This is a genomic window from Uliginosibacterium flavum, from assembly GCF_040566545.1.
Classification (GTDB): Bacteria; Pseudomonadota; Gammaproteobacteria; order Burkholderiales; family Rhodocyclaceae; genus Uliginosibacterium; species Uliginosibacterium flavum.
On the sequence record NZ_JBEWZI010000006.1, the window covers coordinates 190,446 to 203,583 of the forward strand.

17 protein-coding genes are annotated in these 13,138 nt (G+C 59.0%); 4 read left to right on the forward strand and 13 right to left on the reverse strand.

Annotated elements, in window-relative coordinates:
- The first annotated feature begins 2 nt into the window (after nucleotides 1-2).
- A complete protein-coding gene (locus tag ABXR19_RS07695; RefSeq protein ID WP_354600527.1) occupies nucleotides 3-209 on the forward strand; it encodes a hypothetical protein in 207 nt (68 codons plus the stop codon).
- Nucleotides 210-271: 62 nt separating this feature from the next.
- On the opposite strand, the gene ABXR19_RS07700 is transcribed toward ABXR19_RS07695, so the two are convergent.
- The 4 genes from ABXR19_RS07700 to ABXR19_RS07715 form a co-directional block, all read right to left on the reverse strand.
- The gene (locus ABXR19_RS07700; RefSeq protein ID WP_354600528.1) at nucleotides 272-1,525 is read right to left on the reverse strand and encodes an L-lactate MFS transporter; all 1,254 of its coding nucleotides are present in this window, start codon (nucleotides 1,523-1,525) and stop codon (nucleotides 272-274) included.
- Between the two features lie 273 nt (nucleotides 1,526-1,798).
- Nucleotides 1,799-3,256, reverse strand: a complete 1,458-nt coding sequence (locus ABXR19_RS07705; protein WP_354600529.1) for a serine/threonine-protein kinase — start codon at nucleotides 3,254-3,256, stop codon at nucleotides 1,799-1,801.
- An 11-nt stretch (nucleotides 3,257-3,267) separates the two neighbouring features.
- On the reverse strand, nucleotides 3,268-4,140 hold the full coding sequence (locus ABXR19_RS07710) for a c-type heme family protein (protein ID WP_354600530.1): 873 nt from the start codon (nucleotides 4,138-4,140) through the stop codon (nucleotides 3,268-3,270).
- 50 nt (nucleotides 4,141-4,190) lie between these two features.
- Complete coding sequence (locus ABXR19_RS07715) at nucleotides 4,191-4,928, reverse strand: FecR domain-containing protein (protein WP_354600531.1); 738 nt, start codon at nucleotides 4,926-4,928, stop codon at nucleotides 4,191-4,193.
- A gap of 470 nt (nucleotides 4,929-5,398) precedes the next feature.
- Here ABXR19_RS07715 and ABXR19_RS07720 point away from each other — a divergent pair, with 470 nt between their 5' ends.
- The 3 genes from ABXR19_RS07720 to ABXR19_RS07730 all read left to right on the forward strand — a co-directional run bounded on the left by ABXR19_RS07720 (nucleotide 5,399) and on the right by ABXR19_RS07730 (nucleotide 8,075).
- A complete protein-coding gene (locus tag ABXR19_RS07720) occupies nucleotides 5,399-6,601 on the forward strand; it encodes a DUF2252 domain-containing protein (protein ID WP_354600532.1) in 1,203 nt (400 codons plus the stop codon).
- 197 nt (nucleotides 6,602-6,798) lie between these two features.
- Entirely contained in the window at nucleotides 6,799-7,362 is a 564-nt protein-coding gene (locus ABXR19_RS07725) for an NADPH-dependent FMN reductase (protein ID WP_354600533.1), read from the forward strand.
- Nucleotides 7,359-8,075 (forward strand): pirin family protein, encoded by a 717-nt coding sequence (locus ABXR19_RS07730; protein ID WP_354600534.1) that lies wholly within the window; start codon nucleotides 7,359-7,361, stop codon nucleotides 8,073-8,075. Before ABXR19_RS07725 ends, ABXR19_RS07730 begins: the two co-directional genes overlap by 4 nt.
- Nucleotides 8,076-8,284: 209 nt before the next feature.
- Here ABXR19_RS07730 and tatC read toward each other — a convergent pair whose 3' ends face one another.
- From tatC to hisH, 9 genes are all read right to left on the reverse strand, one after another.
- Nucleotides 8,285-9,007 carry a twin-arginine translocase subunit TatC gene (gene tatC, locus ABXR19_RS07735; RefSeq protein WP_354600535.1) on the reverse strand — a complete coding sequence of 241 codons (723 nt, stop codon included), beginning with the start codon at nucleotides 9,005-9,007 and terminating at the stop codon, nucleotides 8,285-8,287.
- Nucleotides 9,008-9,012: 5 nt separating this feature from the next.
- A complete protein-coding gene (tatB, locus tag ABXR19_RS07740) occupies nucleotides 9,013-9,474 on the reverse strand; it encodes a Sec-independent protein translocase protein TatB (RefSeq protein WP_354600536.1) in 462 nt (153 codons plus the stop codon).
- 84 nt (nucleotides 9,475-9,558) lie between these two features.
- Nucleotides 9,559-9,780: a Sec-independent protein translocase subunit TatA gene (gene tatA / locus ABXR19_RS07745; protein ID WP_354600537.1), complete on the reverse strand. Its 222-nt coding sequence runs from the start codon at nucleotides 9,778-9,780 to the stop codon at nucleotides 9,559-9,561.
- 12 nt (nucleotides 9,781-9,792) lie between these two features.
- Complete coding sequence (locus tag ABXR19_RS07750; protein ID WP_354600538.1) at nucleotides 9,793-10,140, reverse strand: histidine triad nucleotide-binding protein; 348 nt, start codon at nucleotides 10,138-10,140, stop codon at nucleotides 9,793-9,795.
- Complete coding sequence (locus tag ABXR19_RS07755; RefSeq protein ID WP_354600539.1) at nucleotides 10,137-10,460, reverse strand: phosphoribosyl-ATP diphosphatase; 324 nt, start codon at nucleotides 10,458-10,460, stop codon at nucleotides 10,137-10,139. Before ABXR19_RS07755 ends, ABXR19_RS07750 begins: the two co-directional genes overlap by 4 nt.
- 20 nt (nucleotides 10,461-10,480) lie before the next feature.
- Entirely contained in the window at nucleotides 10,481-10,882 is a 402-nt protein-coding gene (gene hisI, locus ABXR19_RS07760) for a phosphoribosyl-AMP cyclohydrolase (RefSeq protein WP_354600540.1), read from the reverse strand.
- Nucleotides 10,879-11,637, reverse strand: coding sequence for an imidazole glycerol phosphate synthase subunit HisF (gene hisF, locus ABXR19_RS07765; protein ID WP_354600541.1), 759 nt, complete (start codon nucleotides 11,635-11,637; stop codon nucleotides 10,879-10,881). Before hisF ends, hisI begins: the two co-directional genes overlap by 4 nt.
- 4 nt (nucleotides 11,638-11,641) lie before the next feature.
- Nucleotides 11,642-12,391: a 1-(5-phosphoribosyl)-5-[(5-phosphoribosylamino)methylideneamino]imidazole-4-carboxamide isomerase gene (hisA, locus tag ABXR19_RS07770; RefSeq protein ID WP_354600542.1), complete on the reverse strand. Its 750-nt coding sequence runs from the start codon at nucleotides 12,389-12,391 to the stop codon at nucleotides 11,642-11,644.
- A 90-nt stretch (nucleotides 12,392-12,481) separates the two neighbouring features.
- Nucleotides 12,482-13,114, reverse strand: a complete 633-nt coding sequence (hisH, locus tag ABXR19_RS07775; RefSeq protein ID WP_354600543.1) for an imidazole glycerol phosphate synthase subunit HisH — start codon at nucleotides 13,112-13,114, stop codon at nucleotides 12,482-12,484.
- Nucleotides 13,115-13,138 lie beyond the last annotated feature (24 nt).

The following is a 13,138-nucleotide window of genomic DNA, read 5'->3' on the forward strand; positions in this document are numbered from 1 at the left end:
CCATGCCCAGCCCCGCAGAACTGTTCGCTTCCCTCCTCTTCGGCCTGATCGGCATGGCGGTGTTCGGCTACGGCAAGAAGACCGCCAACATTCCGCATGTGATGATCGGCTTGTGCCTGATGGGCTTTCCGTATTTTGTATCAAGCGTCTGGCTGCTCTATGCAATCGGGATCGGTTTGTGCGTAGCAGTGTATTGGTGGCGGGATTGATCAATGCAAAAAGCCCGGATCGGCGCCGATAAGGCGCGTCCGGGCTTGTTCAGGTGCGGCGTTCAGGCAGGCTGTTCGGCAGCGTCAGGCACCGACTGCACCGCAATCTGCGGCGTACGCATGAACCACGCGAGTACGGCAGCGGCGAGCAGCATGCCGGCGCAGATCACGTAGGCCAGATCGAAGGAGCCGAACATGTCGCGCACCCGACCACCGAGCAGCGAGCCGAACACACCGGCCACGCCGAAGCCGGTAAACACCAGACCGTAATTGACGCCCATATTGCGCAGACCGTAGTAGTCGGCGGTGGCGGCAGGCATCAGCGTGAAAATGGTGCCATAGCACATGCCGGCAAACGAGGCGCCCAATGCGATGGACAGCGGGCTGGTGTAGTGGGCAAAGAAGAACAGATTGATGGCCTGCAGGGCGAAAGCGATCACCATGGTATGGGTGCGACCCAGACGATCCGACAGGGCGCCGCTGCTGAAACGGCCCAGCGTGTTGAATACGGCCAGCAGCATCACCGGTACGAAGCCGGCTTCCCACCCCGCTTGTTCCTTGGCGATGATGGGCACGTTGGCGATGATCATCAGGCCGGCCGAGGCGGTCAGCACATACATCACCCATAGCTGATAGAACTGTGGCGTGCGCAGCATTTCATGCCATTCGACATCACGACGCGGTGCCACGACTTTAACACCCTGCCCCACTGCGGCTTGTCCGGTTGGAACATAGCCTTGCGGCGGATTGGTGAGGAACTGGGCCAGAATCAGGATCGATACGGCTGAGCCGAGACCGAGGATCAGGAAGGTCTGGGCAATGCTGCTCTGCGCCAGCAGAAACTGGGTAAGCGGCGACATGAACACCGCAGCCAGGCCCACGCCGCTGACAACGATGCCGGTAATCAGGCCCTTGCGCGAGGCTGCGAACCACTTCACGGCAGCCGGCGTAGTGGCCGAATAAGCCAGGCCGATGCCCATGCCACCGACCACGCCGAAACACAGCATGATGGCCAGCGGCGAAGAGAAAAAGGAAGACGCTGCCACGCCCAGCCCGAAGAACAGACCGCCTAGACTGGCCACCCCACGCGGCCCGAGCTTGTCCTGTGCACGGCCGGCAAACACCATGGTGATGGCGAACACGGCAGTGGATACGGCGAAGGGCAACACGGCGTCGGTCTTGCTCCAGTGCAGCTGGACGACCAGCGCCTTGCCCATCACGCCCCAGGCGTACAGCGTGCCCAGCAACAGATTGACCCCCAGGCCCGCCAGCGCGACGCGCCAGCCCCGATTGCAGATGCTTTGCGATGCGGACATCGATGAATCCTCCTTTTGTGTGGTGGTCGCTGAGCGCCATCCGTTTTTTGGTCGGCCATAAATAAGCCGCTTTTCAGGCAGGATTAATTCCAGCCCGCACGCAACATGACATGGCGCTGTCCACGCAAACTTGATCCAGCACAGTTGCGCAGCCTTATTGCAGTGCGCCATGGGAGGTTTAAAGAGAGCGGCCTGAAGAACCGCATGCAGAGGACCTGTCGCGGCATGCTGCCTGAAGAGGTCCGCCAGGTGCGGCTCTTCAGGCAGAGCCCCTTATTGCTTGACGCCTACGTCTTTGAGGAAATTGCGGCGTTCATCATCGCTGCCCAGCTTGTCGGCAAGCGAGGTGTAAAAAGCACTCAGGCTGGGCGCCTGGAGTGCGGCCTTCTTGACCAGCACGCCGGCAATCGGACCAAGGTAACGGGCGAGCTGACGGGATGTCGTATCAATGGTCTGCTGCGGGATCTGTGCAACAGACGCCGACACCATCGAAGGCGCCATACCCTGCGTGACGACCCGGATGCCACTGTGATTTGACACCTCGGCGGGATCCAGACGACTGATGCCGCTGAGAAATTCACGCCGCGCACCTTCGCTCTCAAGATTGCTCGCCAGAATGGCGTAAAGCTCCTTCATATCGACCGTGCTGGACGCGGCCTTCCTGACCATAACCTTGGCCATCGGCCCGATATGCGCGGCCAGCTGACGTTCGACATCCTTGAGGGTGGCGTCGTGCCAGCTGGTGATCATCGACTGCTGACCCGACAGGCTGGCCTGCCCGGGCTGGCTGGGCTGTCCCGCCGAAGCGCGTTCGGCTTTGGCTTTCATTGCCGCCATGCTGGCCTGCACGGCTTGCGCGGTCAGCACCACCGTCTGTTCGGATACATCCAGGCTGGGACGCGTCTGGAAAGAGCCTTCGTAAGCCGCTTGAATGCCCTGGCTGAAATCACGCGCGCTGGCGTAACGTTCCTCCGGCAACTTGGCCAGCGCCTTGGCCGAGACAAGATTGAAAGCGACGGGCAGATCCGGCTGGATCGACGAAGGCGGCGCCTCGACGTCATAGCAGACCTTGGACGGCATGGTCTCGGCAGAGCCCACAAAGGGCCGCTGGCCGGTGAGCATTTCGTAGAACACCACGCCTGCCGAAAACACATCGGAGCGCCTGTCGGCCGGCAGACCCATGAACTGTTCCGGCGCCATCGAGGCCGGTGTACCGATGATGGTGCCGACCAGAGTGAGGTGCGAGGTATCCAGCCGGGCGATACCGAAATCGGTGATCTTGAGCTTGCCATCGCTGGTGATGAGCAAGTTGGCCGACTTGATGTCGCGATGGGTCACGCCCTGTTCGTGCGCATAGTCCAGCGCGGCCAGCAGCTGCAGCATGATGCTGACAACATCGGCGAGCGGGATCTTCGGATTGGTTTTGAAGAACTGGTTCAGGCCGCAGCCGTTCACGTACTCCATCGCAATGAAGGAGACGTCTTCGTCTTCGCCGTAATCGTAGATGGCGACGATGCCAGGGTGGTTAAGGCGTCCGGCCGCACGCGCTTCGTTCTTGAAGCGTTCGACCATATCGGCGCCCTGCCCGTCCTCCAGCAATTCCTTACGGATGGTCTTGAGGGCAACGGTACGCTCGATAACGGGATCAATCCCTTGGTAAACGGTGCCCATACCACCTTTACCCAGAACTCCCGTGATCTCGTATTTGCCCAGTTTGCTGATATCCGCCATAGCTGTGTCTATCAGGACTCAAGCATTTTCAGGGCGTGCACCAGGCTCTTGCGCATGCGGCTGAAAGATCCGGCTAGGGTGGCGATTTCATCACCGCCACGGCTATCGAACTCCTCCACATCCATCTCGCCCAGACTGACCTTGTCAGCGAGACCGGCAAGCTTGTTGACCGGGCGTACAACCAGCACGATCAACAGCACATTAAGCAGAATGAAGATGAAGGCGCCAAGCGCCAGCAGCAAGCCCATGAAGACCTTGAAAGTGTTCCAGGCACGTTGCACCGGCAAATCCATCGGCACCGAAACAATCTGCGCCCCCACCACTTCGAGCATGTTCCAGCCAAAACCATTGGCGCTGCCGTAGCGATCGATCATCGATTTCGGTGCGGCTTCGACAGTGCTGTGACAGGTGAGGCAATTCGGATCCTTGATCTGCATCGGCCGCGCCAGATACAGGGTGCTGCCGGTTGGCGTGTCGCGCATGCCGATGATTTCCTTCTGCTCGCCGCCCTGGCGGAAATTATTGACGATATCCGCCTCCCAGTCCGTAGCGCGATCACGCAGATTGGTCGGGTTCAGCGTCGCTTCCTTGTAGGCGTATTCAGGATACTGTTTGCGCAGCTCGGCAAAGTATTCCGTCGCCGCGAAAGCCGATACCGACTGCGGCAAAAAGTCGTACTTCATCTGCGTTTCCAGCAGCGGTTTGATCTGGCTGCTGGTGTAGCCGCGCACCGCCAGCGCACCCTGCATCATGATGCGAGCATTCTGCAAAACTTCCTCCCGCGCATTGCGCTGCAGGACTTCGTGCGAAACATAGCCGGCCGCGGCAAGGCCAAGGACAAAAACGAGACTCAAGGCCAGATTGAATTTGATGATCAGTTTCACGGTGCGCTTTCGTTCATGTCAGGGTGGGCTGAGTGTGTGCTTCGGTGTACTTACGGTCGTTTTACAGGCGGCGGATGCAGAATCCGCTCCCATTCCGGGTGATTCTTGAGGCCGGCATCCAGTTGCTGACGAAACTTCGGATCTGCCAGACGCGGCTCGAAACGTTTGACGAAACCGGCCCGCCAGTTTTGGGGCGCACTCAGCCAGTCAGCCACATCGGCATAAGTAACTGGCCCGGCAGACTTGGCTTCGACACTGCGGTCCTTGAAACGATCCAGCCGTGCTGGCAAGGCGTCCTTGAATGCCCCCGGCATGACACTGAGGAATTCGGCACTCGGACGTGCTTGTGACACCGGCGGCTTGTCGCCATTGCGCATCACGAACTGTCCGGGCTTTGCCGATTGCATGCCCGCAGGACGGCCCCGCTTGTCGGTCTGTCCGACACTGGGCGAGCCGCTCTCGACAAAGACTTCACCCGCCGCTGCGCGTGCATGCGCGATCAAACTCACGTCCTTCCAGCCGACCGATTGGGCCTGGCTGGACAAGCTGTAGGTGCTGGCGCTGTTACGCGACTGCGCCTTCAGCCAGCCTTCGAGCAGAAAAATCTCGGAGCCAGCTTGCGGCGTGCGCGAAACCATTACGCGCGTGGCAGCGCCGAGGGCGATCACTGTGCCATCCGGAAATTCGATCAGCGCGAAGCCGGGCTGGGCCGTTTCCAGAATGTCGGCAGGCTCCAGCACGGCGCCCGCGGCGCCTAGCAGAATGGAAGCATCGCGAATCACCCGCACGCTCCCTTCCGTGAAAGTGATTTTTCCCAACGATTGGGCAAAGACCTGCAGAGGCAGGAACAGGACTATCAACAGCCAATAGCGCATGGCAATAGGAAGATCGAATAAAGTTGGGGGTAAAGGCTTCTCCGCCAAAGGCCGGAAAAACAAGCTTTGCTGCACGCATTCATGGCGCGTCTTGCACCCGTTTTCCGGGCGGCAATGCTCAATGCTAGGTGCCAGCCGCAGGGCGTGTCAAACAAGTATTGAAGCCGGCTGCAAATCCGCAGCGGATGCGGGATAGATCAGACCAAGGTCTTAGGCTCGCCAGCAAAAACCATTCAACAACAATGGTTTAAATAAAGAACCTATCCAAGCCTGTTAAAGAAGCCATACTGCAGCGTCCCAAAGTCTGGGTGTCACAATTCTGACGCGGAGCAAGCGCTACCCTCACACCAAGCACCAACCACAACACGCCTTTACGAGACTCCATGCCCCGCCTTATCGATACTCTGATCAGCTACAACGCCGGACGTGAACCCGAACGGCTCGCCCTCAAATACGCAGCACTGCGCCAGGATCCGCTGGCCTTCCTGCGCGGCACCAGCCACCTTTTCAACGCCCGCATGCCCGAGGAAAAATCACTCTACAAGGCTCCGCTGGCGTGGTCATGCGGCGACCTGCATCTGGAGAACTTCGGCAGCTACAAAGGCGACAATCGTCTGGTGTATTTTGACCTGAACGATTTTGATGAAGCCACATTAGCCCCTGCGAGCTGGAGCCTGGTGCGCTTTGTGGCCAGCGTGCTGGTCGCGGCGCCTGCACTTCAGATCAAACACGATGAAGCCATCGAGCACGGCCGCGCATTCATTGACAGCTATGCCAATGCGCTGACAACAGGCAAGGCGCGCTGGCTGGAGCGTGACAGCGCCGAAGGCCTGATTCGCGAACATCTGGAAGAGTTGCGCGGGCGCAGCCGCAAGGATTTTCTGGATAGCCGCACAAAGTTGCGTGGCAAGCGCCGCAGCCTGCGCGTGGATGGCGACAAGGCGCTGCCTGCCAGTATCAAACAGTCCGAACGTGTGCAAGCCCTGCTCGCTGAATTCGCCGCGCAACAGAAAGATCCCGGCTTTTTCGAAGTGCTCGATGTCGCACGTCGCGTCAGTGGCAATGCCAGCCTGGGCTTGGAGCGCTATGTCATTCTGGTGCGCGGCAAGGGCGGGCCGGATGGCAACTACCTGCTGGATCTGAAAGCCGCCCAGCCCTCCTCGCTGACGCCCCGGCTCAAGAACCCGGAACCACGCTGGGCCTCGGATGCCGAGCGCGCAATCGGCGTGCAGCAAATGATGCAAGCCAGCCCGAACGCCTTTTTGCATGCGCTGGATCTGGGGCGCCACGCATGCACCCTGCGCGAGCTGCAGCCCGCGCAAGACCGTATCGATCTGAGCCAGTGCGTCGGAAAATCAAAACAGTTTCGCGAACTGCTCGAACAGATGGGCCAACTCGTCGCCTGGGGTCAATTGCGCAGCAGCGGCCGCAAGAGCGCGGCGAATGCCGACGAGCTGATCGAATTCGGCCAGAAAAACAAATGGCGCGCACGCCTGCTGACACTGGCGGAAACCTGCGCCGAACAAGTCGAAAGCGACTGGAAGGAATATGCCAAGGCTTACGACGACGGCGCCTTCAAAGCCTGATCCAGTTGGCAGACACGACGCATGCTGAGCACTGCCTGAAGAGCCGCGCCTGTCGGACTTCTTCAGGGCATCCTGCTGAAGATCTCCGCCCCTTGGGGCTCTTCAGCAGGATGCCCTGAAAACCACCTGCACCAGTCTGCGGCTTGGTCTAAACTCGTGACTCACCCGCAAGACATCCCCACACGAGAGCTCACCCCATGAAAACACTCAAAATCCTTGGTATCTGTGGCAGCCTGCGCCGCGCTTCACGCAACCTCACCTTGCTGCGCTACGCACAGGCGCATGCGCCCGAAGGCGTGGAGATCGAAATTGCCGACTTGTCAGCCCTGCCTTTTTATAATGCCGACATCAGCGAAAAGCCCGCTGCCGTGCACTCTCTGCTGACCCAGATGGCCGCAGCGGACGCATTGCTTTTTGCGTGCCCCGAATACAACTACTCGATTGCACCTGCCCTGAAGAATGCGCTCGACTGGGCCTCGCGCGAGCCGGACAACCACTGTCTGGCCGGCAAGCCCGCCGCCATGATGGGCGCCGGCGGCGGCATGGGCACTTCGCGTGCGCAATACCACCTGCGTCAGGTCTGCGTTTTCCTGGATCTGCATGTCCTGAACAAGCCGGAAGTTTTCGCCAACGCCTTCAGCGCCAGTTTTGATGCCGACGGCAATCTGGTCGATACGAAGCTGCAAAGCCTGATCGTGCAGCAACTGGAAGCGCTGCAGGCTCATGCGCAGAAACTCTCCCAAAACGGTACACCAGCATGATCAAGATTTTTCGTGCAGCTACGCTGGGTCGCTCGGATCTGGGCTGGCTGCAAAGCTGGTTCCACTTCTCCTTCGCCGACTACCACGACCCGAAACGCATCCAGTTCGGCGCGCTGCGGGTTATCAATGACGATCTGATCGCCCCGCAAACAGGTTTCGACACCCACGGCCACCGCGACATGGAGATCATCTCCTACGTCATCGACGGTAGCCTGACGCACGCCGACAGCATGGGCAACCAGCGCACACTGACGCGCGGCCACGTCCAGTACATGAGCGCCGGCACCGGTGTGCGGCATAGCGAACACAACCAGGGCAGCGAGACCTCCCGCCTGCTACAGATCTGGATCCTGCCGGATCGTGCCGGCTATGCACCGAACTACGGCGATCACGAGTTCGACTGGGCGGCGCGTGAAGACAAGTGGCTGCATCTGGTCTCCCCCGAATTCGGTGGTGCTCCCGTCAAGATTCATCAGGACGCGAACTTCCACGTCACCGCCCTCTCCGCTGGCGGCACTACACGTTTCGAGGTGTATCCGGGACGTCAGGCTTACGCCGTCTTGATCGAAGGCGAGGCGCAGATCAATGGCGAAACGCTCAAGGAGCGCGATGGGCTGGAGTCGGTCGGCACTTCGCTGGACATCAGCAGCGCCAGCGGCGCGCATCTGCTGGTGATCGAGATGGCGGCTGGGCCGGCGATGGCCCGAGCTTGATCTGCGCGAAAGGCTCCTACCCTCTACCCCGTCATTCCGGACTTGATCCGGAATCCAGCGCCCTTCGCCACCCATTTTCTGGATTCCGGATCAAGTCCGGAATGACGATTTTAAACAGTGGCTGAAGAGCCTTTCCCCGCCTGGGTCTTCAGCCTGCCTTGCACAAGAGCCAAGCTGGAAGCGGCTCTTCAGCTTGCATCAAAAATTTCTCAAACCGCCCTTTTGCGCACCACCACCCGTGCCACCAGAATGCCTGCCTCATACAGCAGGCACATCGGGATCGCCAGCATCAGCTGCGAAGCCACGTCGGGCGGCGTAATCACCGCCGCTACGACAAATGCGCCAACAATAACGTACCGGCGAATCTCGCCAAGCTTCTCGACCGAGACCACCCCCATTATCACCAACAACACCACGACCACCGGGACTTCAAATGTCGCGCCGAAGGCCAGGAACATGCCCATCACAAAGCCCAGATACTTGTCGATATCGGTCATCCAGGCCACGCCCTCGGGCGTAAAACTCGCCATCACGCGAAACATGCCCGGGAAGAAAACGAAATAGGCGAAGGCCATGCCGGCCACAAACAGCAGGCAGCTGGCGACCAGCAAAGGCACGGCCAGACGCTTCTCATGCGCATACAGACCCGGCGCGATGAAAGACCAGGCCTGATACAGAATGTAGGGCATGGCAATCAGCAGGGACACCCAGCCAGCCACCTTGACCGGCACCAGGAAGACGCCCACCACGTCGGTGGCGATCATCTGTCCGCCTTGTGGCAGCACCGCCATCAACGGCGCGGCGAGCAAGGCATACAGATCCTTGGCCCACCAGACGAGGCACAGGAAAATCACGAATACCGCCAGCAAGGCTTTGACCAGGCGATTGCGCAGTTCGACCAGATGCGAAATGAAGGAATCCTGCATATCCATAAGCTTCAAACCTTCCGCACAGGGGTTTCAGGCATGCCGAAAAGATCAGGCTGACTGTCATCCACCTCTGGTTCTGTCGTCACCTCGGCTACCTCGACAGGCGCGTCGCCCGTCAATTGGAATGGCTCCGGCTCAGCTGGAGTGGCAGTTGAATGCTCCGGACTCATGGACAGATCCTGATGGATGCTGCCTATCGATTGCTGAAAATCAGCTTCCAGGGAGCGGGCCTGCGTATTGAGCGTGTCCTGCAGGCTGCGCACGCCTTCTTTCAGCTCGTCATGGATGTGTTTCACATCAGCCAGTTCCATCTCGCGACTGATGTCGGACTTCACATCTGAAACATAGCGGCGAAACTTGCCAAGCAGATGGCCGATGGTACGCGCCACACGCGGCAGATCCTCGGGGCCGAACACGACCAGCGCCACGATGCCAATGAAAATGAGCTCAGAAAAAGCAACGTCGAACATGATATTCAGTCTGAATGATCTGACAGCTTGAAAACAAAAAGGGCGCAAACTCTCGCGCCCCCAACCTGATCGCAACGAAGCGGATCAATCCTTCTTTTCGCGGGCCTGGCCTTCAACGGTTTCGCCACTGGCGATCTTGGCTGCGGGCTCGGTCGGTTTGTCCTCAGAACCATCCTTCATGCCCTGCTTGAAACCCTTGATCGCACCGCCCAGATCTTCGCCGATATTGCGCAGTTTCTTGGTGCCGAAAACCAGCAGTACGATCACCAGAACAACCAGCCAATGCCAGATACTGAATGAACCCATTTGAATCGCTCCTTAATGTTGCAGCATGGCCGGCAGCGGCGCATTGCCACCCAGCACGTGAAGGTGCAAATGATACACCTCCTGCCCGCCGACCCTGCCTGTGTTGATAATGGTCCGGAAACCGTCCGTGGCACCTTGATCCGCAGCAAGACGCGGCGCGAGTGCGAGCATGCGGCCCAGCAGTGGCGCGTCCTCAGCCTGTGCGTCCGACAGCGTCGCAATGTGTTTTTTCGGGATGATCAGCAGATGCACCGGTGCTTTCGGATGGATATCCTTGAAGGCGAGAATTTCCTCGTCCTCATAAACCTTGTTGCTGGGGATTTCGCCCTTGGCTATGCGGCAGAACAGGCAATCGCTCATGATTTTCTCGAGTTCTTTTCGTCAATGCCGGAGATACCTTCGCGCCGACGGAATTCGCCCAGCACATCATCGGCCGACAGGCCGAACTGGCTCAGCAAAATCAGCGAGTGAAACCACAGATCGGTGACTTCATACACGATGTGACGCAGATCGCCATCCTTGGCCGCCATGATGGTTTCAGCGGCTTCTTCAGCGACCTTCTTGCAGATCGCATCAGTGCCCTTGGCGTACAGGCTGGAGACGTAGGACGACTCGGGTGGCGCGGCCTTGCGCTGTTCCAGCGTCGCCGACAGGCGTTGCAACACTTCAGGATCGATCATCGCAAAAAACCTTTGCAGAATTATTTCTTGACGTAAATATCGGCCGGATCTTTCAGCACAGGCTCCACATCCTCCCAGCCACCACCATCGAGATGGCGTTGAAAGAAGCAACTGCGGCGGCCGGTATGACAGGCAATTCCGCCGACCTGCTCAATCTTCAGCAGCACAACGTCGCCATCGCAATCCATGCGGATTTCGTGCACGCGTTGGGTATGACCTGACTCTTCACCTTTGTGCCAAAGCTTGCGACGAGAGCGTGACCAATACACGGCCTCGCGCCTCACAGCGGTTAACTCCAGAGCCTCGCGATTCATCCAGGCAAACATTAGCACTTCGCCGGTTTGGGCGTCCTGCGCAATGGCGGGCACGAGACCTTGCTCGTCCCATACCACGTCGTTCAACCAGCGTGTATCTTCACTCATAGTCTCACCTCGACACCGCGTGAACGCATGTACTCCTTGGCTTCACGCACGGTGTGCTCTCCGTAGTGAAAAATGCTGGCCGCCAGCACCGCATCAGCCCGCCCTTGAATCACGCCATCGGCCAGATGCTGCAGATTGCCCACACCGCCACTGGCGATCACTGGGACATTCACCGCATCAGAGATTGCCCGCACCAGCGCCAGATCGAAACCGATCTTGGTGCCGTCGCGATCCATGCTGGTCAGGAGGATCTCGCCCGCCCCCAGTTTCTCGACGCGCTGCGCCCACTCGATCGCATCCAGATCCGTCAGTTTACGGCCGCCATGCGTGAACACGCCCCATTTGCCCGGCGCGATCTGCTTGGCATCAATCGCCACAACAATGCATTGGTTACCGACCTTGCCGGAAGCCTCGGCCACCAGATCGGGATTATTCACCGCGGCACTGTTGATACTGACCTTATCGGCGCCCGCATTGAGTAGGCGACGCACGTCGGCGACGCTGCGCACGCCACCACCGACGGTGAGCGGGATGAAGACCTGATTGGCGACCTGCTCAACGATATGCAACATGATGTCGCGCGCATCGGAACTGGCGGTGATGTCGAGAAAAGTCAGTTCATCTGCGCCTTGCTCGTCGTAACGCCGGGCGATTTCTACCGGATCACCCGCATCACGCAGTTCAAGAAAATTGACACCTTTGACAACCCGTCCGGCGGTCACATCCAGACAGGGAATAATGCGTTTAGCCAGCATTGGGTCAGTCGGCCTCGCCGTTAAGCTCATCGGCACGCGCCTGAGCTGCTTCGAAATCCAGCGAGCCTTCGTAAATCGCCCGGCCGGTAATCGCCCCCATGATGCCTTCAGCCTCGACGGCACACAGCGCATCGATATCGAGCAAGTTGGTGACGCCGCCGCTGGCAATAACGGGGATGCGCAAGGCTCGCGCCAGATTCACGGTAGCTTCAATATTCACACCACTGAGCATGCCATCGCGGCCAATGTCGGTATAAATGATGGACTCAACGCCGTAGTCCTCGAACTTCTTGGCCAGATCGATTACATCGTGCCCGGTCAGCTTGGACCAGCCGTCGACGGCAACCTTGCCCTCCTTGGCATCCAGGCCGACGATGATGTGGCCGGGAAAGGCGCTGCAAGCGTCATGCAGGAAGCCGGGATTCTTCACCGCAGCCGTTCCGATGATGACGTAGCTGATGCCGTCGTCAAGATAGCGTTCGATGGTATCCAGATCACGGATGCCGCCACCGAGCTGCACCGGAATGTCGTCACCGACCTCTTCACAGATCGCCTTGATGATCGCCTCGTTCTTCGGTTTGCCGGCAAAGGCACCATTCAGATCGACGAGATGCAGGCGACGTGCACCCTTGTCCAGCCAGATTCGGGCCATGGCGCGCGGATCTTCGGAAAACACGGTAGCGCCTTCCATCTCGCCTTGGCGCAGGCGAACACAGTGGCCGTCTTTGAGGTCAATTGCAGGAATCAGCAGCATGATGGAGTGAGTGCTTTAAGCGCTTGGGAAAGCGACAGGGTCTTGAGGGAGAGTAGGTCTGATATTCCAGATGACTCGTTGGTGTAACGCTCAGGGTTGCCAGTGCACAAAATTGGAAAGAAGCTGCAAACCTGCTGCCGCACTTTTTTCCGGGTGAAACTGTACTGAAAAGATATTAGCTTGGGCTACCGCCGAGGTAAAGCCAAGCCCGTATTCCGTACGCGCCGCAGTGGCAGCGTCATCCGTGGGCTGGCAATAGTAGCTATGCACGAAGTAAAACCGCGAACCGGGCTCGATCCCTTGCCACAGAGGGTGTTCCCGCGTCGGCAGCACTTCGTTCCAGCCCATGTGCGGCACCTTCAAACGCAATCCATCCGGGCCGAGCATGCCATCGGCGAAGCGTTTGACCTGCCCGGGAATGAAGCCCAGCCCGGGCGTATCGCCTTCTTCGCTGTGATCAAACAGCATCTGCATGCCCACGCAGATCCCCAGAAAGGGTTTGGTCTGCGCAGCCTGATGCACAGCTTCACGCAGGCCGCGCGCCAGGAATTCGCGCATGCAATCGTGCATCGCCCCCTGACCCGGCACGACTACGCGATCAGCCGCATGTATCTCAGCGGCTTCGCTGGAAATCAGAACGTTTGCATCCGGCGCAACCTTCTCGATGGCCTTGGCGACCGAGCGCAGATTGCCCATTCCGTAATCAACGACGACGATTTTCATTCTTGGTGTGAAGCTGGGAGTGAG